Below are 26,509 nucleotides of genomic sequence, written 5' to 3'. Positions count from 1 at the left end.
TCTATAAACCTTCTATTTTTTTCAATTCCGCCAGAAAAGTCTCCAGCAGATCTTCTTCTTTAACTTTTTTATACAACACGCCTTTTTTGAAGATAATGCCTACACCATTACCACCAGCAAGACCGATATCAGCCTCTTTGGCCTCTCCTGGGCCGTTAACCACACATCCCATAACAGCAACTTTGATCTGCTTTGTCATAGTCTGGACATAGCGTTCCACTTCTTCTGCAATGGAAAAAAGATCAATCTGGGTTCTGCCACAGGTCGGACAGGAGATTAACTCCGGACCACGCTCCCTGATCTTCAATGAGCGAAGAAGTTCAAAGCAGACCCGAATCTCTTCAACCGGATCCCGGGTAAGTGAAATACGAAAGGTATCCCCTATTCCCTGATAGAGCAGTATCCCCAGCGCAACACTTGATTTGACAGTTCCTGCAATCAATCCGCCCGCCTCGGTGACTCCAAGGTGGAGCGGATAATCAGTAAGTTTTGACAACTGCTGATAGCCGCTGATGGCTGTTAAGGTATCCGAGGACTTTATGGAAATCTTTATCTCTTCAAATCCCTGTTCCTCCAAAAGACGGACATTACGCATGGCACTTTCTATAAGAGCATCGGGTTTTTCAGCACAGGGATAACCAAATTCTTTCAAAAGATCCTTTTCAATAGAACCGGAGTTCACACCAACGCGAATGGGAACCTTGTGGTTTTTTGCTGCAGCAACAACCCGGGCAAGTTTTTCCGGACCTCCAAGATTCCCAGGATTAATACGAATCCCTTGAGCACCATTTTCCATGGCAGCCACTGCCAGCCTGTGATCAAAGTGAATATCCGCAATCAATGGTATAGCGATTTTGTCCCTGATGGAGCGAATTGCCGTGGCTGCATCCTGATTCAATACGGCAACCCGGACTATTTCGCATCCTGCATCCTGGAGTCGTTCTATCTGGGTAACAGTTGCTTCTATGTCCCTGGTATCGGTATTCGTCATGGACTGCACCGCAATGGGACTGCCACCACCAATAGGAACACCACCAACGTGAATTTTCCGAGTCTCTCTTCTCACTATCATTTTCCCTGTGCCTCTTTCTTCACCAGGCTGAGTTCTGCATCGGATGCCCGAACGTACAGAGGAACAGCAGAATCCAGGTCCATCACTTCGTTCTGAGTCAACTTTTCACAGCAAAGAAATCCCGTTGCCGCCGCTGACGGATAGTGCAGTGAAAGAGGTGCCATGGTCATATCATCCCCGAGACTTTCCCGTAAAAACTCTCCATAACTCAAAAGGCCGTCACCAACCATCAAAACTGGTTTCGTAACTTCCGCTATAAGCTCCATGGGAGCAAGTGCCTGAATGGTTCCCTGGGAACGAAAAACGCCCAGAGCATCTTTTCTATACCACCGCCGGTAAAGTTCTTTTTTTCTCGCATCCAATACAACACAGAGCGGCTTATCGCCGGAACAGTTCAGGGCCAATGCATCAAGGGTAGAACATCCAAGCAAGGGTTTTTTCATGGCCATGGCCATCCCTTTTACAGTTGCCATTGCAATGCGTAATCCGGTAAATGATCCGGGCCCAAGACCGACCGCCAGGCCATCAATCGCATTGGTGTCGACTCCGTTTTCATGAAGGAGCCAGTCTATCGCAGTCAGTAAACGTCTGGAATGGGTTATCTTACTGTTGAGGGTGAGCATTGCCAGCAACTCACCATCGTGGATATCTCCTCTGGTCAGCGCTACAGAACTGCATGATGTTGCCGTATCAACGGCAAGAATAAGAGGGCCATCACTGCTCACGATCCAAAAATCCTTGCCAGATCGTTATAAAAGACAAAAATCATAGCAACTCCCAGAAATGCAATACCAAGCTGCTGAGCAAAAATCTGCATCTTTTCACTCATGGGTTTACGGCGAATAGCTTCAAAGCTCAAAAACATCAGGTGGCCACCATCAAGAACAGGAATGGGCAACAGGTTCAAAATGCCTAGATTCACACTGAGCAGTCCAGTAAAAAAAACAAAGTTGATCCAGCCGGCCTGCATCTGTTTTCCGGCAATCTGGGCAATGAGAATGGGACCACCAAGCTCTGAGACAGGTACAACCTGTTGTATCAGTTTTACAAATCCAAGAACCGTGAGACTAATATACATCCAGGTCTGGGCACAGGCAGCCTGAAAAGCACCGACCAGTCCAGTTGGAGTATAAAAAAGCTCTTCAGCCTTTACAATACCAATCATATAGCGCTCTTCGACTTTTTCTCCGAAGATATTTTTCACAGGCTGAATGGCAGGAATAACCACAAGTGCAACTTCCTCGTTATCACGTGCCAGTACGAAATGTAGAGCTTCCCCCCTGGAATCCTTCACCAGATTCAAAACATCCATCCATTGCTCAGTGGCATGGCCATTGATAGTGAGAATGGTATCACCGGGTAACACACCAGCTTCAGCGGCAGGAGAATCAGCGGTTACCTCTCCAATCTTCGTAGTATCCCGGCTATCCGGCAGACCCATAAAAAAGAAGACGAAAAAGAAAAGAATAAGACTGAACAAAAGATTAAAAACAGGACCGGCGAGGACAATCAGAAAGCGTTGCCCCACACTTTTGTGGGCAAAGGACGCATCTCTGTCACTACTGTCCACCTCTTCCTGCTCGTCAGGATTTTCTCCAAACATTTTCACATAGCCGCCAAGTGGCAGAGCACTGAGTTGGTACACGGTCTCTCCGACAGTCTTACTATATATCTTCGGCCCAAAGCCAAGAGAAAACTTCAATACTCTTACCTTGAACAGCTTTGCAAAGAGAAAATGGCCAAGTTCGTGGACAAAAATAAGTATGCCTAAACAGACAATAAATGAAACAAGGGTATTCATATAAAACCTAAGAGTTGGTTAGTGGATCGTTTCAGGGTTTCGCTGCTATAATTGTACTTGCAACATCACGTGCCTGACGGTCTGCTGCCAGGATATCATCGAGCTTGTCTTCACTCCCATCCTGCACCTGTTCCATAACTGTAGCCACTGTTGCGGCAATATCAAGGAAGGAAATTTTCTCATCCAGAAAGGCAGAAACTGCTACTTCGTTTGCTGCATTCAATACAGCCGGCAGTACTCCACCTTTTCTGATAGCAGTAAAAGCAAGAGAGAGTGCAGGGAATCTCTCATAGTCAGGGTCATGAAATTCGAGATTCGAGCACTGCGCAAGGTTTAACCCAGGTAAGGACATGGGAAGTCTGCGGGGATAGGAAAGAGCGTAGGCTATGGGGATCCGCATATCGGGGATGCCCAGCTGGGCAATGACTGATCCATCTTGAAATTCAACAAGTGAATGAACAATGGATTGAGGATGAATAACCACCTGGATTTCATCCACAGAGACACCAAAGAGCCACTTAGCCTCAATAACCTCAAGCCCTTTATTCATAAGGGAGGCAGAATCAATGGATATCTTGCGTCCCATGTCCCAGTTTGGATGAGCCAGGGCTTGATCCGGGCTGACAGTTTGTAGTTCCTGAATTTTTTTTTCTCTGAAAGGCCCCCCCGATGCAGTCAGGATAATTTTAGCCACATCTTCGCGATGTCCTGCATCAAGTGCCTGAAAAATGGCACTGTGTTCCGAATCAACGGGAAGGAGCCGAACACCCTTTTCCCTGCAGCGATCCATGACGAGTTTTCCTGCCATAACCAGAGTTTCCTTATTGGCCAGTCCAATATCTTTCCCTGCATCAATCGCGGCAAGGGTTGGAAGAAGTCCGGCAGCCCCAACAATTGCTGATATTGTCATATCGGCCGAAGGAATGGCAGCGACTTCCTGACAGCCCTCGCTTCCATGGCAAATCCGATCCTTGTACTGTGGAGGAAGTGAATGGATCAACTGTTCAGCACCCAGCCTGTCAGCACAGGAGATGAGCTCAGGATCAAATTCCAACACCTGTTCAATAAGTTTCTCAATATTTATTCCAGCAGCAAGACCAACTACTCTATAGAGTCCGGGAAAACGGCGAACGACATCGAGGACATTGCAGCCAATCGAACCAGTGGAACCTAAAAGGGAGAGTGTTTTCATATCGATCAGGAAAATATAAACAGGAGATAATAGAGGGCGGGAGCACCAAAGAGAATCGAGTCGGCCCGATCCAGGATTCCACCATGGCCTCCTAAGATAGTTCCAGAGTCTTTGGTTCCCGTTGCACGCTTCACAACGGACTCAATGAGATCTCCACAGATGCCAACGATTCCAAGAAAAACAGAGGCTGTAAGTACAAATCCCCAGGGAACATTCTCTAACAATAGCAGAGCAAGGAGTGCAGCAACAACGACACCAGTTATAATTCCGCCTATGGCACCCTCAATAGTCTTGTTGGGACTAATCAAAGGACTCAATTTGTGTCGGCCAAAAGCGCGTCCTGAATAATATGCACCGGAATCGGAACCTGCTGTAATTCCGGTGAGGATAAGAAGCCAGAAATTCCCCTCTGGAAGTTGTCGGATCATCAGAAGATGAGCGCCCATAAAACCAACCCAGAGCAGGCCAAGACAACATTTACTAAAGAATGCATAGCTGTCAAAATCTTCTTTATAGAGTGCAAGAGTCCAGAAAGAAAGAAGAAGAAAAGAAACGACAAGCCCCCCGTGAATACCAAGCCGGGGAGAAAAACAAACAGAGAGAAGAGGAAGAATGGTAAGGAGAGTTAGGGATACAGACTGAAAAAATGATCCGGAGCCAAGGGCCATTTTTCCGTACTCATATGCCCCTATAATGAGACCAGCAAGAAGAACAAATGCAAAAAAGAGAGTGGATCCTTTCAAGAGGAGAAGTAACCAACATACAGCAAGAGCAAGTCCTGGAATCAGTCGATTCATCTGTCACCCACTTTTAACCTGGGCGCTTGTCTGGCCATAGCGCCTTTCACGACTTTGATATTGCACAATAGCCTGGAGAAACGCATCCTCACGAAACTCAGGCCACATGATATCCGTAAAATATATTTCGGCATAGGATGCCTGCCATAGAAGGAAGTTGGAAAGTCTTGCCTCACCACCAGTACGGATAAGAAGGTCCGGGTCAGGAAGCCCTGCTGTGTATAAATGAGAATCAATAAGCTTCTCATCTATATCATCAAGTGCATATTGTCCTTCACTCACCTCTCTGGCAATCATGCGAACACCACGCACAAGTTCGGAACGACCGCCATAACTCAGTGCAAGATTGAGAGTAAGCTTGGTATTTCCTGCCGTTTCTTTAATTGTTGTATTCAAAACTTCTCGAACATCCTTAGGAAGCTTTTCGATATCTCCAATACAGGTCAGTCGGATATTGTTTTGGAGCATCTGAGACAGTTCTTTTTGGAGGTAGTTTTTCAACAGTCCCATCAATCCACCAACTTCATCTGCTGGACGTTTCCAGTTTTCTGTTGAAAAAGCATACAGAGTGAGAACCTCAACACCATACTCAGCCGCACACTCAACTATCGCCTGAACGGAATCGACGCCTACCTTATGCCCATAAAGCCGAGGCTTAAGCTGCCTTTTGGCCCAGCGTCCATTACCATCCATAATGATGGCAACATGACGTGGAATATGGTCAGGATCAAGAGATTGTCGTACAGACATAGTATGTCGTCTACTTCTGCAAAGGGGGGAGCATAAAAAAAGAATAACCTCAGGACAGGAAAAGCCTGGCATAGCATAAACCGAGATGCCCGCATGCTCCTTCCGTCAGGAATCAGATCAGATTTCCATCATTTCCTTCTCTTTATGTTCAGTTACCTGATCAATCTGCTTAACGTAGGTGTCAGTTTCTTTTTGAGCATCGTCCTGAAGTTTAAAAAGATCATCTTCTGAAATCTCCTTATCCTTCTTCTGCTGTTTCAGAGCATCAATGGCTTCACGGCGCACGTTGCGCACCGCAACTCTGAAATCTTCGGCAACCTTACGCACCTGCTTGACAAGCTCTTTACGCCTCTCCTCGGTGAGTTGGGGAATAGTCAGGCGGATCACCTTTCCGTCGTTTTGAGGGGCCAACCCTAGATTCGATTTCAGGATAGCCCTTTCAATGGCAGGCACCATCTGTGGATCCCACGGTTGGATAGCTATCATTCTGTTTTCAGGAATGGTCATGGTGGCTACCTGATTGAGTGGCATTTGTGAGCCATAGGCATCAACAGAAATCCCGTCCAGCAGTGAGATGGAAGCCCTACCGGTACGAACCTTGGAGAGCTCATTTTTAAAAGTATCAACACTTTTTTCCATCTTCTCGGCCATTTCAAAAATCACATCGCTCATGCCTAAATCTCCTGTTGCATTACTGGTTTTTCGCTCAATTCATATCGACTTAACTTCCTATTAGAGTGCCAAGTGCCTCTCCACAAACAGCACGACGAATATTCCCAGGTTGAGTCATATTCAATACCATAATCGGCTTATTATCCTCTTTAGCAAGTGCTATCCCGGCAGTATCCATGACGCGAAGATTTTTACTAAGAACTTCGTCATAGGTAAGTTTCTCATACTTTACAGCATCAGCGTGAAGAACGGGATCCTTGTCATAGACGCCATCAACCTTAGTTGCCTTGATAATAATATCAGCATCAATCTCCAGTGCCCGAAGCACACCGGCAGAATCGGTGGTAAAATAAGGATTTCCAGTTCCTGCGGCAAAAATTACTGCACGCCCTTTTTCAAGATGCCTGGCAGCACGGCGACGGATATACGGCTCACAGACAAGCCGCATAGGAATAGCGGACATAACACGTGTCACCACACCGCCACGCTCCAGCGCATCCTGCATGGCAAGTGAATTAATTACAGTGGCCAGCATTCCCATGTTATCTGCGGCAGTTCTGTCCATTCCCTGACTTGCACCCTTGACCCCACGGAAAATATTTCCAGCACCGATAACTATGCCGACTTCCGCTCCAAGATCCATTATCTCTTTAATTTGTGATGATATTTCACCAAGAACTTCAGTATTAATACCAAAGGAATCATCCCCCATAAGGGCTTCGCCACTCAGTTTTAAGAGTATCCTTTTATACTTCAGTTCCATAGCCACTCCGAAAGCAATAGAGATAAAAGATTCATATCAGTGCATCAACAGCTGATGTGAATACGGCAGAATCAAGCACCAACCTGAAAACGGGCAATACGCTTTATGGAAATGGATTCACCCATTTTTCCAATAAGATCAGTAATGAGTTCCTGTATAGTAAAATCTGGATCTTTTACAAATTGTTGATCAAGAAGACAGATTTCTTTGATAAATTTCTCCATCTTCCCACCAACCATTTTTTCGACTATATTTTCAGGTTTTCCTGAATCAAGTGCCTGCTGAACATAAATATCTTTTTCTCGAGCAAGAACATCCTCTGGAATTTCTTCACGGGTTATGGCAACAGGATTGACCGCTGCAACATGAAGGGCAAGATCGCGGGCAAATTCTACAAAAGCGTCAGTTTTTGCGACAAAGTCACTCTCGCAGGAGAGTTCAACCATAGCAGCAATTTTACCACCTGCATGAATATACGTTTCGATAGTACCTTCACTTGTAGCACGTCCAGCACGCTTGGCGGCAACAGCAAGCCCTTTCTGACGAAGGAGATCAACGGCTTTTTCCATATCACCGTCAGTCTCATTAAGTGCCTTTTTGCAATCCATCATACCTGCAGCAGTTTTATCACGCAGATCCTTTACCATTTGAGCATTAATTTTCATGACATATCTCCAGATTCGATGCACTAAGTGTATTTTTAAAAACCCTAAACATCTAAGAGTAATTTTTCCTAAATTGCCAGATCAGTCAATCTGGCGCAGGGAAGCATCCCCATACAATCACTTAACCAACACCGGTAAAAGGGTAGTAAACCAGTATCGGTTTTCAGTATCCCCTGAAGGATATAAGTATAATTAAAAAATTCTTTCATTAAAATATCGGAAGAATTTCTTAGATACAAAATTGGGCAATGTTGATACAATAAAGGGGCTTACAAAGCCCCTTTATTGTATCAACACGCTAGTGATGATTCAGACATCACATTACTTTCAAGCTTCTGTGCTTTCAGCGACTTCTGTTGTTTCCTGTTCAGCTCCAACATCAGCCATTGCTGCAAGCATAGCTTCATCGCTTGCATCTTCACCATCACGAGCGGCCTGACCGGTAAGTACGCCTTCGGCGATTTGACTGCAAATGAGACGAATAGAACGAATGGCGTCATCATTACCGGGAATAATATAATCAATACCATCGGGATCACAGTTGGTGTCAGCAAGGGCAATGACCGGAATTCTTAATTTTTTTGCTTCATTAATTGCAATAGTCTCATTTTTAGGATCAATTACGAGAATTGCTGAAGGTGTATTACGCATGTTTTTAATTCCACCGACATTGCGCTCAAGCTTGATACGCTCTTTCCCCATCAACAAAATTTCTTTTTTAGGAAAACGATTAATGGAGCCATCTTCCTGCATCGACTCAATGGTTTTGAGGCGCTCAATAGAATTCTTAATAGTTTGAAAGTTAGTGAGCATTCCACCTAGCCAGCGATGATCCACGTAAGGCATTCCACAACGAATAGCCTCTTCTTTTACTATATTTCTTGCCTGACGTTTAGTTCCTACAAAAAGGATATTTCCACCTTTGCTCACTTCATCAACAACAAAGTTGCTGGCGGTATCGAACAGTTTTTTACTCTTATCAAGATTGATTATATAGATGCCATTACGCGGCCCATAGATATATGGTTTCATCTTAGGATTCCAGCGTCTGGTCTGGTGACCAAAATGAAGACCAGCTTGAAGCATTTCCTTAACAGTGACTTTTGTCATTATTTTCTCCTATCCGGTTAAACGTCCATCCCTCCTTCATCATCCTTTTTTTAAAGAGAATGACACCGGAACACGGTGAGATGTGTGAATTGTGTTTTTTCTGCCCTATGCAAAAAAAACGGCTAAAACTGCTTCTACCAACTCTCCTTATTACCATGCAAAAAAAAGTCTCGCAAGTTATTGCGAGACATTGCATCAAAAAACCTCATTTTCAACATTGATACTGGTTATCTTATTTACTGATGAGAGAAGATGGTTGGCCTAGAAAATTTTTCAACCATTCGAAACCGAATTTGAGAAGTTCAGTATCAGACTCATTAATTCTACGTTTTTGAGCACGAGGAATAAGAAACCGTTCGATAAGATTATGTTTTGCAGCCATTATCCTGAAATTGTCTATATCATAACATATCGTAAATGCAATCTGCTGTTTTGGACCACCAATCCCCTCACCGGCCCAAGGATTTTCTGAAAAAATTGTATCAACTTCGGCCCAGAGATCATTCATCATATTGTAATCCTCTAATCTCTGATCGCGTATCCATTCCTTCACAGTAAAGAAGTTCTCTTCTTTATGACCGTGACAATAGTCATGACTGGTCAACAAATAAAAATCATGGGCAACACGTTTTTCTGGTGAACGATCAACTCCACGTTCGAGTGGATAGGTTCTGCAGGCCGATGGTCTGTTATTGTATACACTGCACCCAATCTCGCTCAAAAAAGGACAGGCCTTATTCTCATCATCTGTTAAGCGAAGCATAACTGAAGGGAAATACGGGTGAGCTACCCCCTTAACAACTCGAACATACTGCTCAATAAATTCTTGGGAAGTGATATTCAAAGCTTCCTTAAGACGCAGGATATCATAGGGATAAAGAAACATGTCCACATTCCTGCAGCAAATCATATAGCAATCTACACCATCATGGCAACGGAATTTAAATTGTTTTTTTCCAAGTGGTTCCATACCTTCTGGAAAATTTTTGGTAATTTCTTTCATAGTATTTTTCATGAGACTTTGATGAGCATAAAAAAAAAGGCTGATATGAAAAAATTCATATCAGCCTGGAAAAAATCACGAGAAGAGAGACGGATTAATTATCGTTCTCTTCACCAATCTCTTCTGAATAATTGACAAGTTCGAGTATTGCCATGGGGGCAGCATCGCCTCGTCTGTGACCAGTCTGGATGATGCGAGTGTATCCACCATTTCTGTCAGAATATTGGCCTGCGATTTCATCGAATAACTTTGCAACTACGTCACGAGACTGAATAAAACTAAAAGCCTGTCGTTTGGCATGAAGATCACCACGTTTGGCTAAAGTAATCATTTTATCTACGACCTTTCTAACTTCTTTGGCTTTAGGAGTAGTCGTAACAATACGTTCGTGTTCAAAAACAGAAGTTACCATGTTTCGTACCATTGCCAATCTGTGTGAAGTAGTACGACCTAGTCTTCTTCCAGTTTTTCTATGTCTCATAATTCTATCCTCTGCTCAATCCCTCTAATCAGGTCCTGATCAATATTAATAACTTCTCTATAACTCTGTATTATCGTCACTGTCTTCAGTAACTTCTGGTGGGGTCCAGTTGTCAACTTTCATCCCAAGAGTTAAATCCATTTCAGTTAGAAGTGCCTTTATTTCATTCAACGATTTACGACCGAAGTTTTTGGTCTTCAACATCTCCTGGTCGGATTTTTGAGTGAGTTCACCAATAAAATTTATATCTGCATTTTTCAGACAATTAGCTGAGCGAACAGAGAGTTCAAGATCTTCAACTGGTTTGTCTAAATTAGGATTCAATGGCACAACCTTACGACTATCTTCTTCATTTGTTTCAGGCTCAACCTCAGCCTCATCAAAATTAATAAATGGTGATAGTTGCTCTTTAAGAATCTTGGCGGCAAAAGCCAACGCATTCTCAGGTTTCAAACTGCCATCGGTTTCGACTTCAATAGTAAGTTTATCATAGTCAGTCTGTTGACCGACACGGGCATTTGACACAGAATATTGAATCTGACGTATAGGAGTAAAAATAGCATCTATAGGAATCTGACCAATGGCAAGTTCATCCTTAGATTGTTTTTCGGCAGGTTGATACCCCTTACCCCATTCAACGGTCAGTTCCGCCCTGAATTCATTGTCCCCGGTGAGAGTACAAATCACCTGGTCCTCATTCATAACTTCAACGATCCCGTTTCCTACAATATCAGCAGCAGTTACTTCACCAGGGCCTTTTTTCTCAATGACAACCGTCTGGCTTTCATCGGAATTTAATTGAAGACGTACCTGCTTGAGATTTATTACAATCTCACTAACATCTTCTTTTACGTCTTCCATGGAGGTAAATTCATGAAGAGCGCCATCAATTTTTACACTTGTAATTGCTACTCCCTGAATGGATGACAGCAATATGCGCCTTAATGAATTACCTATCGTTGTAGCAAACCCTCGTTCAAGGGGTTGGCAAACAAACTTTCCATAGGTATTTGTATGCTTAGCCTTATCTACCTCAATTGGCTCTGAGTGAATAAGTTCATGCCAGTTGCGATAAATAGGGAGTGTATCTTCAGAAGTTCCAGTCATATGTTTCCTACCTTCTTGTTTGCAATATGATTACCGAAACAGAGTATTTAGAATGATTATTTAGAGTACAACTCTACAATCAACTGTTCCTGAATCGGCATGGTAATCTCATCGCGATTAGGCAGAGCCTTAACCGTAGCTTTGAATGCGTTTTTATCAAGCTCCAGCCATGATGGAATCCCACGTCTGGCGACAGCTTCCATGCTTTCAACAAGATACGAATTGGTCTTACTCTTTTCTTTTATACTTATTACGTCATCAACGGAAACCAGGAATGAAGGTATGTTAACCTTTTTATCATTTACCAACACGTGATTATGACGAACAAGCTGTCTGGCCTGTTTTCTTGAAGAAGCAAAACCGAGACGAAAAATGGTATTATCCAGACGACGCTCCAGCATGACAAGCAGATTTTCACCGGTTATACCCTTTTGCAGATCCGCCTTATGAAAGTAGTTGCGAAACTGGCCTTCGAGCATGCCATAGATATTTTTTACTTTCTGTTTTTCTCTCAGCTGAACACAGTAGTCTGAAACCTTCTTAAAGCGGGATTGACCATGCTGACCGGGCGCAACAGCTCTTCTCTCGAAGGAACACTTGTCTGAATAACAGCGATCACCCTTGAGATATAATTTTATATTTTCACGTCTACAACGACGACAGGCAGCTCCTGTATATCTAGCCACTTTTTTCTCCGATTAAGATAATATATTTTTTGTTTCAAACCCTTAAAATATTTTTGAATATCCAAGTAATTTAAAGGAGAAACTTTAAATAATAATTTAAATATCAAGTACCAAGGTACTCCTACCCCGTTTGGGGTCAACAAACTTTCGTTATAACTAGTTTATTAGACACGACGACGTTTGGGCGGCTTGCATCCATTATGAGGGACGGGAGTCACATCAACAATCTTACTTACTTCAAATCGTGTATTTATCAATGCCCTCAAGGCTGCCTCTCGGCCAGGACCAGGTCCCTTTACACGGACTTCTATTTTCCTCAATCCATGTTCAGCTGCCTTTTCTGCTGCTTCAGCCATTGCTTTCTGAGCTGCAAATGGAGTCGATTTACGAGATCCTTTAAACCCTAATACTCCCGATGAACACCAGGAAATAACATTTCCCTGTTTGTCAGAAATAGTAACAATGGTATTGTTAAAAGTAGAATAAATAAAAACGATTCCTTCAGGAATGTTCTTCTTTACTCTTTTTTTATTTACTCCTGCACGTTTTGCTGCAGCCATAATTCACACCTGTTTCAATATATTATTTACGGCCAGCACCACGACGTGGCCCTTTTCTTGTCCTGGCATTTGTTTTAGTCTTTTGCCCGCGACATGGAAGACCCATCCGATGGCGACGACCGCGATAACAGCCAAGGTCAGTAAGTCGTTTTATATCCATAGACACTTGACGACGCCTGTCACCTTCGACAGTAAATTCAGATTCTATAATTTTTCGGATACGAGTAACATCCTCTCCACCAAGATCATCACTATTCATAGTGTGTGGTAAATCGGCTTTATCAAGTATTACCCTGGCTGATGTAAGGCCAATACCATGGATATATGTTAGTGCGCGATCCATATGTTTGTTTTTTGGAAGATCGACTCCCGCTATACGTGCCAAAATACGTACTCCTTTAAATAAAGTGACAATTTTCTATATTGCCTGTCTCAATATGAGATGTTTATCCCTGACGCTGTTTATGCTTTTTAACTTTACAGCTGACCCGGACCACGCCTTTGCGTTTAAATACTTTACACTCACTACACATTTTTTTTACAGAGGACCTGACTTTCATGTGACAACTCTCTTATTTTTTCTTTTTATTGTTCTTTGCCCGAAATGTAACCCTCCCCCTTGTAAGATCATAAGGGGAAAGTTCTATGGTAACACGATCTCCGGGTAAAATCTTAATGAAATGCATCCGCATCTTACCGGAAATATGAGCAAGAACTTTGTGACCATTGTCCAATTCCACGCGAAACATAGCATTTGGAAGAGGTTCTATAATGGTACCTTCTACTTCAATGGCTTCTTCTTTGGCCATAAATACACTCCTAAAACGAACACAAACCGATCGAAAAAGGGACTATAATAAACTATCCACCCACAAAAGAGAAGGTTTTTATTAATGACCCGAAAAATTGTCTCTATTGCTGAGGACCAGGGGCCCATCAGCGGTAACAGCTACAGAATGCTCAAAATGAGCAGATGGTTTTTTATCGGCTGTAATAACAGTCCACCCATCCCGAAGTACTTTAACTCTGTGCGTTCCAAGGTTAACCATTGGTTCAATGGCAATTACCATGCCTTCAACAAGTCGTGGAGACTGACCTCTTTGAACATAGTTAGGAATCTCAGGCCCCTCATGGAGCGAGCTTCCAATTCCGTGCCCTACAAACTGGCGAACAACAGAGTATCCCTTTGATTCAACATAACTCTGAACAGCTTTAGAGATATCTGAGATCCTGTTTCCAATTATAACTTGCTCAATTGCCAGCTCTAGAGACTGTTGAGTAGCAAAAACCAATTCATTAATTTCAGGTTTAACTTTCCCTATTGGGATGGTTACAGCTGAATCGCCAAAAAAACCTTTATAACGCACCCCAAAATCAACTGACAGAATATCACCTTTTTTCAACTTCCGCTTACGAGATGGAATTCCATGAACAACTTCTTCATTTATAGAAACACATAGACTAGCTGGAAATCCGTGGTATCCCTTAAAGGCAGGAATAGAATTACGTTTACGGCACAAATCCTCGGCCATTCTATCTAATTCATAAGTGCTAATACCAGGTGATGCTGTTTTTTGCATCAAACAAAGCACTTCAGCAACTATCTGGTTAGCATCCTGCATGAGTTGAATCTCATCAGGGGTTTTAACCAAAATTGGCTTTGAAGCCTGCTGTCCACTTGAACTACTGCTCACAATTTACCGTTTATTTTTTACCACCGGATTTCATAAAGCCTTCGTAGTTCGTCATCACCATCTGGGACTGAACCTGAGAGACAGTATCAATGGCAACACCAACTATGATCAATAGAGCCGTACCACCAAAATAAAACGGTAAGTTAAATTTCGAAATAAGAATAGTAGGTAATACACAAACTGCACTGAGGTAAATTGCACCAACCACAGTTAAACGTGTTAACACTTTATCAATAAAATCAGCAGTTTTTCTGCCAGGACGTATGCCGGGCACAAACCCACCATTCTTTTTCAAGTTCTCTGCAACATCATCTGGTTTAAAAGTTACGGCTGTGTAAAAAAAGCAAAAGAAAACTATCATCGCAATATAGAGTATGTAATAATAGAAACTTCCAGGAGCCATTGCAGCTGATGCCTTCTGAACCCACTCAACCTGAACAAAACCACCAATGGTAGCAGGAAACATCATAATTGATGATGCAAAAATTGGTGGAATTACACCAGATATGTTTATTTTAAGTGGTAAATGAGAACTCTGACCACCATAAACCTTTCTTCCAACTACCCGCTTTGCGTATTGGATTGGGATTCTACGTTGAGCAGTTTCAAAGAATACGATAATAGCAACTACTCCAACCATAAATGCGATAATCAGAGGGACAAAAAAGAGCGTTATCTCACCAGCTTTAATTAATTGAAATGAATTCACAAGTGCAGCGGGACCGCGAGCAACAATACCTGCAAATATAATCAGTGAGATCCCGTTTCCTATTCCACGCTCAGTCATCTGTTCACCGAGCCACATAATAAATGATGTACCAGCTGTCAGAGTAAGCATGGTCATAAGGATAAAAGGAGTCCCTGAATTCAAAACAATGGGTTCGCCACCGGGACCAACCATGCTCTGCAATCCAGTAGCAATGAAAGTACCCTGTATAATACTCAGACCAACGGTACCATACCGTGTATACTGCGTAATTTTTCTCTGTCCAGACGCACCCTCTTTCTTAAGAGTCTCTAGCTGGGGAATCACAACGGTAAGTAGCTGTATAATAATAGAGGCTGAAATGTACGGCATGATTCCAAGTGCAAAGATGGAGAAATTCTCCAATGCACCACCGGAAAACATGTTAAACATTCCAAAAAGTGTCCCAGCATTTTTGGCAAAAAATGCAGCAAGTGCCTCTCCATTAATACCAGGAGTTGGCACTTGCACACCCATCCTGTAGACTGCCAGCATTAACAGTGTAAAAATAATACGCTTTCTTAAATCAGAAGATTTCGTAGCGTTCTGCAGTCCACTCATAATATATTTCCATACAGAAGCTGGTAACACTGAGCTTCAATAAATTATTTTCCGCTTATTTACTTAATCTCAGTTACCACAACTTTGCCGCCGGCTGCTTCAATTTTTGCCTTTGCTCCGCCGCTAACCTTTTCAACTGCGACGGTAATTGCTTTGTTTATATCACCGTTCGCTAATATTTTAACTGGACGTCCACTGCGAGCAAAACCATGTTCTACAAGTGTTGCCGTAGTAATTTCACCATCAAAATCAAATTTTTCCAGTTGACTTAGAGATATTATTGAAAATTTAACAGTATTGATATTTGTAAAACCACGTTTAGGGAGCCGACGCTGTAATGGCATCTGCCCGCCCTCAAAGCCTGGTTTAACACCTGAACCTGACCGAGATTTAAACCCCTTATGTCCACGTCCTGCTGTTTTTCCGTGGCCTGTTCCTGGTCCACGACCAAGACGTTTTCTCTGCCTGTTGGCTCCCTTGTTCGGGGAAAGATTTCCTAAATTTATCATTTTACGCCTCCTCGACACGGACAAGGTGTGCAACTTTTGCAAGCATACCCTTTATTTCAGGGGTGTTTTTGCGGGTTACACGTTTCTGCATTTTTGTCAGTCCAAGACCTGTAAGAGTTGCACGAATCTTTTCAGTACTGCCGATCCCGCTCTTGACTAAAGTGAATGTGATTGTATCGGACATTAGACTACCTTTTACTCGATATTAAATAGAAAAAAGCATGATTTATTGGGAAGGATTTCACCCCCCGTTCAAATCATGCTTATCGTTTACTCGCTACGCCTGAATTTCGTCTACACTTTTTCCACGCATTTCTGCAATTTTCTTAGCAGTGCGAAGACTTTTCAAACCATTCAGAGTGGCCTTAACCATGTTGTGTGGATTATGTGATCCGAGACATTTGGTTAATATGTTATGCACACCAACAGCTTCAAGGACTGCGCGAACGGGACCACCTGCAATTACTCCGGTACCTTCTGATGCTGGTTTCAGTAATACTTTACCGGCACCATATCGTCCAACAACCTGATGAGGGATGGATATATCAGTAAGAGAGACAGAAGTCATATCCTTTCTCGCCTTCTCAACACCTTTGCGAATAGCCTCTGGAACGAGGTTAGCTTTCCCAAGTCCGTATCCAATCTTACCCTTGCCGTCGCCCACGACGACTATGGCACTAAAACTAAATCGACGTCCACCTTTTACAACTTTGGCAACACGATTAATGAATACAATTTTTTCAATAAATTCATCAGAACTTTCGTTCCTTGAATGTTTAAAATCTGCCAAGGGAAACCCCCCCTTAATTTATATCTTTAAAATTGAAGCCCACCTTCGCGGGCCCCTTCAGAAAGTGATTTTACCCGACCGTGATAAATATATCCACCACGATCAAAAACAACCTTACTTACCCCGGCATTTTTGGCTGCCTCAGCAAGTAATAATCCTACCTTTTTCGCACTAGCGGTTTTATCATCACCTTCAGATCCTTGAAAATTCTTATCTATAGTTGACATTGAGACAAGGGTTTTTCCTTCAGAATCATCAATGATCTGAGCATAAATATGTTTATTACTCTTAAAGACTCTGAGACGCGGTTGCTCACTGCTTCCAGTGATTTTCTTTCGAATGCGACGAACACGTTTGGCCCTGGCTTTTGTTTTTTGATCTGTCTTAGCCATTTTTCCTTACCTTATTTGAGAAGTAGTCATAAATTTATGACTGCCAGTTTACTTCGCTCCAGCCTTACCAACCTTTCGTATAATATGTTCATTTTCGTAGCGAATACCTTTTCCCTTATAGGGTTCTGGTTTACGAAGACCACGAATTTTGGCTGAAGTAAGACCAAGCAATTCTTTATCAATGGATTCAACAACAATTTTGTTGGTACCATCAACATTGATCTGAACTCCTTCTGGAACAGGAAATTCAACGGGATTAGAATACCCAATATTTAAGGTCAGGGTTTTTCCAGACATATTGACCTTATAACCAACACCTTCAACGATAAGGATTTTCTTGAACCCTTCATTCACTCCAGTGACCATATTATCAATAAGACTTCTGGTCATTCCACGAAAGGCATTTGTTCTTTTACTGTTATCTCGGTTCTCAACTATAATCTCCTGATCTTTCATGGTGATCTCGAGTTCCGGCAATATTTGACGTTCAAGAATTCCGTTCTTTCCAGATACTGTTATTTTCTGTCCTTTGATGTCAATTTTGACATCAGCAGGGACAACAACAGGCTGTTTTCCAATACGAGACATGATTACCTCCGTTATTTGCTGGCCTTACCAGACCTCGCAAAGAATCTCACCGCCTACATTACTGGCCCTTGCGGTTTTATCAGTAATAACGCCTTTCGAGCTCGAAAGGATGGCAATTCCAAGTCCATTGAGTACAGTTGGTATCTCTCCGGCTCTTGCATATTTACGTAAACCAGGCTTGCTGACACGTTTAATACCAGTGATCACTGGTGTCTGGTCAGAACCGTATTTCAAATTGATGGTCAAGGTTCCTTGAACCCCGGAGTCATCAACCTGATAACCAGTCACATACCCTTCATCTTGCAGAACTTTTGCAATATTTACTTTTGCTTTTGAAGAAGGCATTTCGACTGAATCAAACCGTGCCTTAACTCCATTTCTAATCCTGGTCAGCATATCTGCCAGGGGATCGCTCATAGACATCGCGAACTCTCCTTGTCAAAATTATATTTTGATCCAGTGGGTATACAGATTACCAAGATGACTTGGTTACACCGGTAACCTGTCCACTAGATGCTAATTTACGAAAACAGATACGACACATGCCGAACTTTCGAATATACGCCTTAGGACGTCCACAAAGAGGACATCTGTTATATTTCCTTACCGCAAATTTTGGCGTTCTTTTTGCTTTCGCAATGAGAGATTTCTTAGCCAAACCGACCTCCAGTTCTAAAAATTCTATAGTGCTAATATTTAAATTATTCTTTTATGATAAATTGCAATTGTTCAGACAACTGATATTCAGCAAAAAAAATTAACCTTTAAAGGGCATTCCCAGACTTTTAAGAAGGCTAAGGCCTTCTTTATCCGTTGAGGCAGTAGTTACAATACTAATGTTTAAGCCTTTAATCTTATCAATTTTATCGTAATCGATTTCTGGAAAAATGATCTGTTCTTTTACACCCATAGAAAAATTACCACGTCCATCAAAAGATTTGGGTGAAATTCCACGGAAATCACGTACCCTTGGTAAAGCTATATTAACAAGCTTGCTAAAGAAATCGTACATTACATCGCCGCGAAGGGTTACTCGACAACCAATTGGCATGCCTTCGCGTAACTTAAAGCCAGCGATTGATTTTTTTGCTTTTGTTACAACTGCTTTGCGTCCAGCGATATTGGTGAGTTCATCTACAGCTCCATCAATAATCTTAGGATTCTGCACGGCCTCACCAAGTCCCATGTTTAAGATGATCTTTTCGATCTTTGGGATCTGCATAACATTGGTATACCCAAACTCATTTTGCAATGCTGGTCTACATTCATTTATATAGTGCTCTTTCAGCGAACCCATTTGCTACTCCTGGCAACAGCCATATTAACCTTTTACTATTTGCTTTCGATGGACTCGCCGCAGCTCTTACAAAAGCGTACCTTTGTTCCATCTTCTAAGAATTTTTTGCCAATCCGTCCAGTTTTAGTACATTCTGGACATATCAACTGCAAATTAGATACATGAATCGGCGCTTCTCGATTAATGATTTGTCCCTGCTGGTTCATTTCAGTACCCTTGGTATGACGCTTTACCATATTGATACGTTCAACCAGAGCATTATCTTTATCAGGAAAGACATTCAGAATTTTACCAACTCTTCCCTTATCCTTGCCTGCAATTACTTCTACCTGGTCATTTTTTCTCAGGTATGTTTGTCCCTTTGCCATTTTCAGCACCTTTTGTTCAACCGCACCATATATGATGGGTTGCTTAAAACGTATTATAAAACTTCGGGGGCCAGGGAGACAATTTTCATAAATCCCTGGTTACGTAGCTCTCTTGCCACAGGTCCGAAAATTCGTGTTCCGACGGGATCACCGGTTCCAGAGAGGATAACCGCTGCATTCTCATCAAACTTAACCCAGGTATCATCCATACGTTTCATCTCTTTAACCGTACGAACAATAACTGCTTTAACAACATCACCTTTTTTCACTTTCGCATTCGGCATTGCTTCTTTAACGGTACCAACAATAACATCACCTATGGATGCATATCTCTTTCTGGTACCACCAAGAACTCTAATGCAGAGTAGCTTTTTAGCTCCTGAATTGTCTGCAACATTCAGAACACTTTCACTTTGTATCATAATTTCACCTGATTATTAATCAGTTGCATTTCAAAAAAAATGGAGTAATTCTAGGCTGATTATACAACAGCTTCGCGAATGATATCTCTTAACCGCCACCGCTTTTTCTTACTCAGTGGCCGACATTCTTCTATCTTGACAATATCGCCAATGTTACAGTTGTTCTCAGGGTCATCGGCAAGATATTTCACACTCTTTTTAATATATTTACCATAGAGTTTGTGACGTACCTTTCGTTCTACACGAACAACTATACTTTTCTCCATACTGTTACTGACAACAGTACCAGTTCTGGTCTTCTTTATTTTTTTTATTTCACTCATGATTAACACAATTCGAGTTAGAATAATTTTCTACTTCGGCTAGGAAACAAATTTTGCAGGCTTTTCTCTAATTCTCGTTAAAAAGAGTATTAATGCGTGCAATATCCTTCCGGAGCTGTTTCAAAACCGAAGTATTCTCAAGAGGTCTGATCTTATGTTGAAATGAAAGATTAGAAATTTCTTCCTTCATTTCGACCAGCTTCTTCTGAAGATCATCTTCAGACATAGAGCGCAATTCTGACATTTTCATAGTGTGCTCCTCTTAGTGATAACCTTTGTCTTAAACGGCAGTTTGGCGCCCGCAAGAGTGAGAGCTTTAATGGCCAGCTCTTCATCAACTCCTGCCAGTTCGTAAATAATTTTTCCGGGTTTTGTAACTGCAACCCAATATTCAGGACTTCCTTTACCTTTTCCCATACGTGTTTCAGCTGGTTTTTTGGTAACTGGTTTGTCAGGGAAGACACGGATCCAAACTTGTCCTCCACGCTTAATTTTTCTGTTTATGGCAATACGCGCAGCTTCAATCTGTTGAGCGGTCATTTTACCCCTTTCAACAGCCTTAAGGGCATATTCACCAAAGGAAATGGTAGAGCCACGTTGTGCCTTGCCTCTATTTTTTCCTGTAAAGACTTTTCTATGTTTGACCTTTTTAGGACTTAACATTCTTAAACTCCAATATTAATAATGGATTTCCTGGGGGGAACGCTCTCACTATATTTCAGCGGGAGAATCCTTATCGTTCAGAACCTCACCCTTAAAAATCCATACTTTGATACCGATAATACCATAAGTGGTATTCGCCTCTGCCAAGGCATAGTCTACATCAGCACGAAGCGTGTGAAGCGGAACGCGCCCCTCACGAACCCACTCACAACGAGACATCTCAGCACCACCGAGACGACCAGAGCAGGAAATCTTGATACCTTTGACTCCGAACCTGAGAGCAGAATTGACCGATTTTTTCATTGCTCGTCTGAAGGCAACTCTTCGAACAAGCTGTTGAGCAATATTTTCTGCGACCAGCTGTGCGTCAGCCTCAGGACGTCGAACTTCCTGAATATCTATAACAGCCTTACGGTTGATAATTTTCTCGAGCTCTTTCTTTAGAAGCTCAATTTCCGAACCCTTCTTCCCAATAATTATACCAGGTCGAGCGGTGAAAAGTTTCACACGAACTTTTTCTCCAGTGCGCTCAAGGATGATTTTGGAAAGAGCGGCGTGTTGAAGACGTTTCTTAAGAAACTTTCTAATTTTCTGATCTTCAATGAGATTAAGTGAGTAGTCCTTATTGGCATACCAAATTGAATCCCATGTCCGAGTTATTCCAAGTCTGAACCCTAGTGGGTTAACTTTCTGCCCCAAAATAATCCTCCAGCAATACGCTTAAGCTATATAAAAATAAAAAAATTGTGAGTCATACCCATTACTGCTGATAAAGTAAAGTATTAATTTTCATCAAGCACTACTGTTATATGACTTGTACGTTTAATAATTGATGTCGCCCGTCCCATTGCGCGGGGTCGGATTCTTTTAAAAGAAGGTCCACCGTCAATGAATACAGTTTTTACATAAAGATTATCAACATCAATCTGGTCGTCCTGGGTTGCATTGGCAACGGCGGATTCGATGACCTTTCTCAATATTGACGCACCTTTTTTTGGCATGAACCTGAGAGTGGTAATCGCTTTATCAACGCCCATTCCCCGAACCACGTCAGCAACGAGTCTAGCTTTCTGAGGGGAGATCCTAATACGTCTCCCTACGGCACGAGCTTCCATAGTATTTACTCCTAGTGAACCTTATCGAAATCTTTTTTAATATTTACTTACGTCCTTTTTTATCAGAAGCATGGCCATAAAAAGTTCTGGTAGGAGAAAACTCACCGAGTTTATGACCAACCATGTTTTCTGATACAAAGACCGGAATAAATTTTTTGCCGTTATGAACAGCAAAGGTTAACCCAACCATCTCCGGAGAGATATCGGATCTTCTGGACCATGTTTTTATAACCTTCCGGGATCCGCCTTCAACTGCAGCATCAACCTTCCTTTGAAGGTGATCATCGATAAAGGGTCCTTTTTTGACTGAACGAGCCATAGCTATTCCTCTTAATTAACGTCTTTTCTTGACAATGTATTTGTCAGACTCGGTATTCTTTCTGGTCTTGTACCCCTTAGTTGGGTATCCCCATGGCGTACACGGATGACGACCACCAGAGCTCTTCCCCTCACCACCACCCATAGGATGATCTACAGGGTTCATGGCAACACCTCGTACATGCGGACGTTTTCCCATCCAGCGCGTACGACCGGCTTTTCCAAGCTTCTGGCTTTCATGCTCGTGATTACCGACTTTTCCTATACAGGCACGACAGAGTCGATGGAATTTACGAACCTCTCCAGATGGCAGTCTGACGAGCACGTAGGTGCCCTCTTTTGCCATAAGCTGTGCAGAAACGCCTGCACTTCTAACAAGCTGTCCACCTTTTCCTATCTTCATTTCAATGTTATGAATAACAGTACCAAGCGGTATATTCATCATTGGAAGACAGTTACCAGGCTTTATGTCTACACTGTCGCCAGCTATAACCTGATCTCCCACTGCAATTCCCGAAGGAGCAAGAATATATGTTTTCTGACCATCGAGATAAGAGAGCAAGGCAATATTTGCTGATCTATTAGGGTCGTATTCGATTGAAATAACCTTTGCCGCGATATCAATTTTATTGCGTTTGAAATCAATAATACGATATTTACGTTTGTGACCGCCACCTATGTGACGAGAGGTTATTCTTCCGTAATTATTTCGACCACCAGATTTTGACAAAGGTGCAAGTAAACTTTTTTCAGGACCATTTTGAGACAGTTCTGAATTTTTAATTGCCACATGGTGTCGTTTACCAGGTGATGTGGGTTTGAATTTCTTAATTGTCATGATTATCTAATCGCTCCATCAACGCTAATTTGGATTGATAGCTACACTGTAGTGTTGCTTAGCTGAGATCCGTAATTGTTCAATAAATTTTACAGTTGGTCTGCAAAATTAATCTCACCTTCAGACAAAGTCACGTATGCTTTTTTCCAGTCGTTGGTAAAGCCGGTGAAGCGTCCTACGCGTTTCTGTTTGCCATGCATATTAGTAGTATGAACGTGCTTAACTTTGACATCAAACATTTTCTCTACAGCCTTTTTAATTTCAATTTTGTTTGCTTTAGGATCTACTTTGAAAACAACCTTTCCATCAACATCAAGTTGAATATTAGCCTTTTCAGTGAGTAACGGACCCCTAAGAATTCTATGATCATTTATCATGCGGTTAACCTCTTCTCAAGACTTTCCACTGCTGGTTTAAGCAGCATAAGTTTCTTGTGCAGCAAGATGTCATAAACATTCAACCCTTCAACAGGCAGGACCTTAAATCCATTGGCATTGCGAGCTGACTTGTTTACGTTTTCGTAGTTTCCCTCAGTGACAACGAGACAGTTTTCAAAATCAAAACCCTTCATAATTCCAACGAAGTTTTTTGTCTTGATTGCATCCATGATAAAATCATCAATTACTACTAAATTGCCTTCCTGCAACCTTGCACTCATAGCCATCGCGAGTGCCTGTTGTTTTACTTTGCGGTTAAGTTTGAAACTATAATCGCGGGGTTTTGGACCGAAGGTGACACCACCTCCTCTCCATATAGGAGAGTTTCTGGTACCAGCACGTGCCCGTCCTGTTCCCTTTTGCTTCCAAGGTTTGGCACCACCACCACGAACCTCTCTTCGAGTTTTTGTGCTGGCATTACCGGCACGCTTTGCGGCACGTTGCATACGAACTACATCATGGAGCAGATGCTCTTTGACTGTCAGATCGAACACATCAGCATTCAGCTCAATCTCACCAACTTTTTCGTTGCTGGTATTTACTATATCTACGGTGGACATTATTTACTCCCTAAACCGATAAGTCACTTAATGGCTGATTACTTGCTAAAAAGCTTCAAAAGACCTTGCTTGGCCCCAGGAACTGGACCTTTGACAATGATAAGATTGTCATCATCACGAACGTCTATGACCAGCACATTTTTTTTCAAAACAGTATCATTACCCATTCGACCTGGTAACTTCTTTCCCTTGACAACTCTTCCAGGCCAGGCACTACAACCAATCGATCCTGGTGCACGATGAAAGTTTGAACCATGGCCACCTGGACCACCCTTAAAGCCATGGCGTTTCATAACGCCTTGAAACCCTTTCCCTTGAGAAACACCCTGCACGTCGATGGTATCACCAATTTTGAATAATTCGCTGAGGGTGATATCCTGACCTATTTGATATTCAGCAGCACTGGAAACTCTAAATTCACGGATATTATAAAAGCCGTCACTTTCGGCCTTCTTAAAATGTCCAGCAAGAGGTTTGTTAACTCTCTGAGCTTTCTTGTCACCAAAACCTACCTGAATTGCATTGTAACCATCAGTAGCTTCTGATTTGACCTGAAGTATTTTACAGGGCCCTGCTTCTATAACGGTTACTGGGATAACTGCTCCAATATCGTTATATACGCGGGTCATACCTATCTTCTTACCTAATAAACCCATTGTTTTCGGCATAATTTTACCTATACATCTTCAAATTAAGCGATTAAAAAAAACTCGCTATGGCAGTTTAATCTCCACATCAACACCTGCAGACAATTCAAGCTTCATCAACAGATCAATAGTCTGCTGGGTGGGCTCCAGAATGTCTATAAGGCGACGGTGGGTTCTCATCTCAAACTGCTCCCTGGATTTTTTATCAACATGTGGCGACCGAAGGACACAGAATTTGTTGATTGAGGTTGGCAGAGGAATCGGACCTGCAACAGCAGCTCCGGTACGTCGTGCGGTCTCAACTATCTCGTGAGTGGAGAGATCAAGTAATTTATGGTCATACGCCTTGAGGCGAATACGAATTTTATCTGCAGGTATCATGATCTTCCTTATTCGATGATTTCACTTACAACACCGGCACCGACGGTTCTACCACCCTCACGGATAGCAAAACGAAGACCGACATCCATTGCAATCGGGGTGATAAGCTCGCCTACAACATGAACGTTGTCACCAGGCATTACCATCTCAACTCCCTCGGGGAGGGTTATAACGCCTGTTACGTCAGTTGTTCTGAAATAAAACTGAGGACGATATCCGTTAAAGAATGGGGTATGACGTCCGCCCTCATCTTTTCCAAGTATGTAACACTCCGCCTTGAAACTGGTGTGCGGCTTAATGCTACCTGGCTTCGCGAGAACTTGTCCACGCTCAATGTCTTCACGTTTCACGCCACGAAGAAGAGCACCAATATTATCACCAGCCTGACCTTCATCAAGCAGTTTTCGGAACATCTCAACACCGGTACAGGTGGTCTTCACGGTATCTTTAATTCCTACTATCTCTATCTCATCACCAACATGGACGATTCCACGCTCTATTCGACCAGTGGCAACTGTACCACGACCAGAAATCGAAAAAACATCCTCGACAGGCATAAGGAAAGGCTGATCAACATCACGCTTAGGCTCAGGAATATATGTATCGATGGCTTCCATCAATTCATTGATGCATTTAGCGGCTTCAGGATCCGTTGGATTTTCAAGAGCCTTCAGAGCTGAGCCATGAATGATTGGAATATCATCGCCTGGAAATTCATACTTGTCCAGGAGTTCACGAAGCTCCATCTCAACGAGTTCGATAAGCTCTTCATCGTCTACCATGTCGCATTTGTTGAGGAAAACAACAATTGCAGGAACACCTACCTGACGCGCAAGAAGGATATGCTCACGAGTCTGAGGCATGGCACCATCATCTGCACCAACCACCAGAATAGCACCGTCCATCTGTGCGGCACCTGTGATCATGTTTTTAATATAGTCAGCATGACCAGGACAATCCACATGAGCGTAATGACGATTCTCAGTCTCATACTCAACGTGAGCTGTTGCGATGGTAATTCCGCGCTCTTTTTCCTCTGGAGCCTTATCAATATTACTGAAGTCAGTAAACTGGGCAAATCCCTTGGTTGCCTGTACAGCTGTTATTGCAGCAGTCAGAGTGGTTTTACCATGATCAATATGACCAACGGTACCTACATTGACATGCGGTTTAGTCCTTTCAAATTTTACTTTCGACATAGC

At 42.5% G+C, this 26,509-nt stretch carries 42 protein-coding genes; all 42 read right to left on the bottom strand.

Going from position 1 to position 26,509, the window contains the following annotated elements; all coding sequences use genetic code 11:
• Position 1 precedes the first annotated feature (1 nt).
• Positions 2 to 1,072, bottom strand: coding sequence for a flavodoxin-dependent (E)-4-hydroxy-3-methylbut-2-enyl-diphosphate synthase (ispG, locus tag UWK_RS10370; RefSeq protein ID WP_015404319.1), 1,071 nt, complete (start codon positions 1,070 to 1,072; stop codon positions 2 to 4).
• Positions 1,069 to 1,797: a tRNA (adenosine(37)-N6)-threonylcarbamoyltransferase complex dimerization subunit type 1 TsaB gene (tsaB, locus tag UWK_RS10365; RefSeq protein WP_015404318.1), complete on the bottom strand. Its 729-nt coding sequence runs from the start codon at positions 1,795 to 1,797 to the stop codon at positions 1,069 to 1,071. Before tsaB ends, ispG begins: the two co-directional genes overlap by 4 nt.
• Positions 1,794 to 2,873 carry an RIP metalloprotease RseP gene (rseP, locus tag UWK_RS10360; RefSeq protein ID WP_015404317.1) on the bottom strand — a complete coding sequence of 360 codons (1,080 nt, stop codon included), beginning with the start codon at positions 2,871 to 2,873 and terminating at the stop codon, positions 1,794 to 1,796. The genes tsaB and rseP overlap by 4 nt, the downstream gene beginning before the upstream one ends.
• A 31-nt stretch (positions 2,874 to 2,904) precedes the next feature.
• The gene (locus UWK_RS10355) at positions 2,905 to 4,065 is read right to left on the bottom strand and encodes a 1-deoxy-D-xylulose-5-phosphate reductoisomerase (protein ID WP_015404316.1); all 1,161 of its coding nucleotides are present in this window, start codon (positions 4,063 to 4,065) and stop codon (positions 2,905 to 2,907) included.
• A gap of 5 nt (positions 4,066 to 4,070) precedes the next feature.
• Complete coding sequence (locus UWK_RS18540) at positions 4,071 to 4,862, bottom strand: phosphatidate cytidylyltransferase (RefSeq protein ID WP_015404315.1); 792 nt, start codon at positions 4,860 to 4,862, stop codon at positions 4,071 to 4,073.
• A 3-nt stretch (positions 4,863 to 4,865) separates the two neighbouring features.
• Positions 4,866 to 5,612 carry an isoprenyl transferase gene (locus tag UWK_RS10345; RefSeq protein WP_015404314.1) on the bottom strand — a complete coding sequence of 249 codons (747 nt, stop codon included), beginning with the start codon at positions 5,610 to 5,612 and terminating at the stop codon, positions 4,866 to 4,868.
• 117 nt (positions 5,613 to 5,729) lie between these two features.
• The gene (gene frr / locus UWK_RS10340; protein WP_015404313.1) at positions 5,730 to 6,284 is read right to left on the bottom strand and encodes a ribosome recycling factor; all 555 of its coding nucleotides are present in this window, start codon (positions 6,282 to 6,284) and stop codon (positions 5,730 to 5,732) included.
• A gap of 49 nt (positions 6,285 to 6,333) precedes the next feature.
• Positions 6,334 to 7,047 (bottom strand): UMP kinase, encoded by a 714-nt coding sequence (gene pyrH / locus UWK_RS10335; RefSeq protein WP_015404312.1) that lies wholly within the window; start codon positions 7,045 to 7,047, stop codon positions 6,334 to 6,336.
• A gap of 71 nt (positions 7,048 to 7,118) precedes the next feature.
• Entirely contained in the window at positions 7,119 to 7,712 is a 594-nt protein-coding gene (tsf, locus tag UWK_RS10330; RefSeq protein WP_015404311.1) for a translation elongation factor Ts, read from the bottom strand.
• 327 nt (positions 7,713 to 8,039) lie between these two features.
• Entirely contained in the window at positions 8,040 to 8,822 is a 783-nt protein-coding gene (gene rpsB, locus UWK_RS10325) for a 30S ribosomal protein S2 (RefSeq protein WP_015404310.1), read from the bottom strand.
• A 232-nt stretch (positions 8,823 to 9,054) separates the two neighbouring features.
• Entirely contained in the window at positions 9,055 to 9,825 is a 771-nt protein-coding gene (locus UWK_RS10320; RefSeq protein ID WP_153304884.1) for a YkgJ family cysteine cluster protein, read from the bottom strand.
• 94 nt (positions 9,826 to 9,919) lie between these two features.
• On the bottom strand, positions 9,920 to 10,306 hold the full coding sequence (gene rplQ, locus UWK_RS10315; RefSeq protein ID WP_015404308.1) for a 50S ribosomal protein L17: 387 nt from the start codon (positions 10,304 to 10,306) through the stop codon (positions 9,920 to 9,922).
• Positions 10,307 to 10,363: 57 nt separating this feature from the next.
• The gene (locus tag UWK_RS10310; RefSeq protein WP_015404307.1) at positions 10,364 to 11,413 is read right to left on the bottom strand and encodes a DNA-directed RNA polymerase subunit alpha; all 1,050 of its coding nucleotides are present in this window, start codon (positions 11,411 to 11,413) and stop codon (positions 10,364 to 10,366) included.
• Positions 11,414 to 11,469: 56 nt separating this feature from the next.
• A complete protein-coding gene (gene rpsD / locus UWK_RS10305; protein ID WP_015404306.1) occupies positions 11,470 to 12,099 on the bottom strand; it encodes a 30S ribosomal protein S4 in 630 nt (209 codons plus the stop codon).
• Between the two features lie 164 nt (positions 12,100 to 12,263).
• On the bottom strand, positions 12,264 to 12,659 hold the full coding sequence (gene rpsK / locus UWK_RS10300; protein ID WP_015404305.1) for a 30S ribosomal protein S11: 396 nt from the start codon (positions 12,657 to 12,659) through the stop codon (positions 12,264 to 12,266).
• A 22-nt stretch (positions 12,660 to 12,681) separates the two neighbouring features.
• On the bottom strand, positions 12,682 to 13,044 hold the full coding sequence (gene rpsM, locus UWK_RS10295; RefSeq protein WP_015404304.1) for a 30S ribosomal protein S13: 363 nt from the start codon (positions 13,042 to 13,044) through the stop codon (positions 12,682 to 12,684).
• Positions 13,045 to 13,105: 61 nt separating this feature from the next.
• The gene (gene rpmJ / locus UWK_RS19025) at positions 13,106 to 13,219 is read right to left on the bottom strand and encodes a 50S ribosomal protein L36 (RefSeq protein WP_015404303.1); all 114 of its coding nucleotides are present in this window, start codon (positions 13,217 to 13,219) and stop codon (positions 13,106 to 13,108) included.
• A 12-nt stretch (positions 13,220 to 13,231) separates the two neighbouring features.
• Complete coding sequence (gene infA / locus UWK_RS10290; protein WP_015404302.1) at positions 13,232 to 13,468, bottom strand: translation initiation factor IF-1; 237 nt, start codon at positions 13,466 to 13,468, stop codon at positions 13,232 to 13,234.
• 81 nt (positions 13,469 to 13,549) lie between these two features.
• Positions 13,550 to 14,353, bottom strand: a complete 804-nt coding sequence (gene map / locus UWK_RS10285) for a type I methionyl aminopeptidase (RefSeq protein ID WP_228130009.1) — start codon at positions 14,351 to 14,353, stop codon at positions 13,550 to 13,552.
• 10 nt (positions 14,354 to 14,363) lie between these two features.
• On the bottom strand, positions 14,364 to 15,659 hold the full coding sequence (secY, locus tag UWK_RS10280; protein ID WP_015404300.1) for a preprotein translocase subunit SecY: 1,296 nt from the start codon (positions 15,657 to 15,659) through the stop codon (positions 14,364 to 14,366).
• A 59-nt stretch (positions 15,660 to 15,718) separates the two neighbouring features.
• Positions 15,719 to 16,165, bottom strand: coding sequence for a 50S ribosomal protein L15 (gene rplO, locus UWK_RS10275; protein ID WP_041916878.1), 447 nt, complete (start codon positions 16,163 to 16,165; stop codon positions 15,719 to 15,721).
• A gap of 4 nt (positions 16,166 to 16,169) precedes the next feature.
• The gene (rpmD, locus tag UWK_RS10270; RefSeq protein WP_015404298.1) at positions 16,170 to 16,352 is read right to left on the bottom strand and encodes a 50S ribosomal protein L30; all 183 of its coding nucleotides are present in this window, start codon (positions 16,350 to 16,352) and stop codon (positions 16,170 to 16,172) included.
• A gap of 93 nt (positions 16,353 to 16,445) precedes the next feature.
• A complete protein-coding gene (gene rpsE / locus UWK_RS10265) occupies positions 16,446 to 16,958 on the bottom strand; it encodes a 30S ribosomal protein S5 (RefSeq protein ID WP_015404297.1) in 513 nt (170 codons plus the stop codon).
• 26 nt (positions 16,959 to 16,984) lie between these two features.
• Positions 16,985 to 17,350: a 50S ribosomal protein L18 gene (gene rplR, locus UWK_RS10260; protein ID WP_015404296.1), complete on the bottom strand. Its 366-nt coding sequence runs from the start codon at positions 17,348 to 17,350 to the stop codon at positions 16,985 to 16,987.
• Positions 17,351 to 17,398: 48 nt separating this feature from the next.
• Positions 17,399 to 17,938, bottom strand: a complete 540-nt coding sequence (gene rplF, locus UWK_RS10255; RefSeq protein ID WP_015404295.1) for a 50S ribosomal protein L6 — start codon at positions 17,936 to 17,938, stop codon at positions 17,399 to 17,401.
• Between the two features lie 24 nt (positions 17,939 to 17,962).
• Positions 17,963 to 18,361 (bottom strand): 30S ribosomal protein S8, encoded by a 399-nt coding sequence (rpsH, locus tag UWK_RS10250; RefSeq protein WP_015404294.1) that lies wholly within the window; start codon positions 18,359 to 18,361, stop codon positions 17,963 to 17,965.
• Positions 18,362 to 18,410: 49 nt separating this feature from the next.
• The gene (locus tag UWK_RS19020) at positions 18,411 to 18,596 is read right to left on the bottom strand and encodes a type Z 30S ribosomal protein S14 (protein ID WP_083907279.1); all 186 of its coding nucleotides are present in this window, start codon (positions 18,594 to 18,596) and stop codon (positions 18,411 to 18,413) included.
• Between the two features lie 99 nt (positions 18,597 to 18,695).
• Positions 18,696 to 19,235, bottom strand: coding sequence for a 50S ribosomal protein L5 (gene rplE, locus UWK_RS10240; protein ID WP_015404293.1), 540 nt, complete (start codon positions 19,233 to 19,235; stop codon positions 18,696 to 18,698).
• Between the two features lie 35 nt (positions 19,236 to 19,270).
• On the bottom strand, positions 19,271 to 19,603 hold the full coding sequence (gene rplX, locus UWK_RS10235; RefSeq protein WP_015404292.1) for a 50S ribosomal protein L24: 333 nt from the start codon (positions 19,601 to 19,603) through the stop codon (positions 19,271 to 19,273).
• Between the two features lie 53 nt (positions 19,604 to 19,656).
• Positions 19,657 to 20,025, bottom strand: a complete 369-nt coding sequence (gene rplN / locus UWK_RS10230) for a 50S ribosomal protein L14 (protein WP_015404291.1) — start codon at positions 20,023 to 20,025, stop codon at positions 19,657 to 19,659.
• Positions 20,026 to 20,084: 59 nt separating this feature from the next.
• The gene (gene rpsQ, locus UWK_RS10225) at positions 20,085 to 20,348 is read right to left on the bottom strand and encodes a 30S ribosomal protein S17 (RefSeq protein ID WP_015404290.1); all 264 of its coding nucleotides are present in this window, start codon (positions 20,346 to 20,348) and stop codon (positions 20,085 to 20,087) included.
• 67 nt (positions 20,349 to 20,415) lie between these two features.
• Entirely contained in the window at positions 20,416 to 20,598 is a 183-nt protein-coding gene (gene rpmC / locus UWK_RS10220) for a 50S ribosomal protein L29 (protein ID WP_015404289.1), read from the bottom strand.
• Positions 20,595 to 21,011 (bottom strand): 50S ribosomal protein L16, encoded by a 417-nt coding sequence (gene rplP / locus UWK_RS10215; protein WP_015404288.1) that lies wholly within the window; start codon positions 21,009 to 21,011, stop codon positions 20,595 to 20,597. Before rplP ends, rpmC begins: the two co-directional genes overlap by 4 nt.
• Before the next feature lie 48 nt (positions 21,012 to 21,059).
• On the bottom strand, positions 21,060 to 21,710 hold the full coding sequence (gene rpsC / locus UWK_RS10210; RefSeq protein ID WP_015404287.1) for a 30S ribosomal protein S3: 651 nt from the start codon (positions 21,708 to 21,710) through the stop codon (positions 21,060 to 21,062).
• 83 nt (positions 21,711 to 21,793) lie between these two features.
• The gene (rplV, locus tag UWK_RS10205; protein ID WP_015404286.1) at positions 21,794 to 22,126 is read right to left on the bottom strand and encodes a 50S ribosomal protein L22; all 333 of its coding nucleotides are present in this window, start codon (positions 22,124 to 22,126) and stop codon (positions 21,794 to 21,796) included.
• A 43-nt stretch (positions 22,127 to 22,169) separates the two neighbouring features.
• A complete protein-coding gene (gene rpsS / locus UWK_RS10200; RefSeq protein ID WP_015404285.1) occupies positions 22,170 to 22,445 on the bottom strand; it encodes a 30S ribosomal protein S19 in 276 nt (91 codons plus the stop codon).
• 15 nt (positions 22,446 to 22,460) lie between these two features.
• Entirely contained in the window at positions 22,461 to 23,282 is an 822-nt protein-coding gene (gene rplB, locus UWK_RS10195) for a 50S ribosomal protein L2 (RefSeq protein ID WP_015404284.1), read from the bottom strand.
• A gap of 89 nt (positions 23,283 to 23,371) precedes the next feature.
• Positions 23,372 to 23,656: a 50S ribosomal protein L23 gene (locus tag UWK_RS10190; RefSeq protein WP_407637483.1), complete on the bottom strand. Its 285-nt coding sequence runs from the start codon at positions 23,654 to 23,656 to the stop codon at positions 23,372 to 23,374.
• Positions 23,656 to 24,279 (bottom strand): 50S ribosomal protein L4, encoded by a 624-nt coding sequence (gene rplD / locus UWK_RS10185; RefSeq protein WP_015404282.1) that lies wholly within the window; start codon positions 24,277 to 24,279, stop codon positions 23,656 to 23,658. The genes UWK_RS10190 and rplD overlap by 1 nt, the downstream gene beginning before the upstream one ends.
• Positions 24,280 to 24,317: 38 nt before the next feature.
• Entirely contained in the window at positions 24,318 to 24,947 is a 630-nt protein-coding gene (gene rplC / locus UWK_RS10180) for a 50S ribosomal protein L3 (protein WP_015404281.1), read from the bottom strand.
• 45 nt (positions 24,948 to 24,992) lie between these two features.
• On the bottom strand, positions 24,993 to 25,304 hold the full coding sequence (rpsJ, locus tag UWK_RS10175) for a 30S ribosomal protein S10 (RefSeq protein ID WP_322740800.1): 312 nt from the start codon (positions 25,302 to 25,304) through the stop codon (positions 24,993 to 24,995).
• Between the two features lie 11 nt (positions 25,305 to 25,315).
• The gene (tuf, locus tag UWK_RS10170) at positions 25,316 to 26,506 is read right to left on the bottom strand and encodes an elongation factor Tu (RefSeq protein ID WP_015404268.1); all 1,191 of its coding nucleotides are present in this window, start codon (positions 26,504 to 26,506) and stop codon (positions 25,316 to 25,318) included.
• Between the last annotated feature and the right edge of the window lie 3 nt (positions 26,507 to 26,509).

It is taken from the genome of Desulfocapsa sulfexigens DSM 10523, assembly GCF_000341395.1.
Taxonomy (GTDB): domain Bacteria; phylum Desulfobacterota; class Desulfobulbia; order Desulfobulbales; family Desulfocapsaceae; genus Desulfocapsa; species Desulfocapsa sulfexigens.
This window is presented reverse-complemented; position numbering and strand designations above follow the sequence as displayed.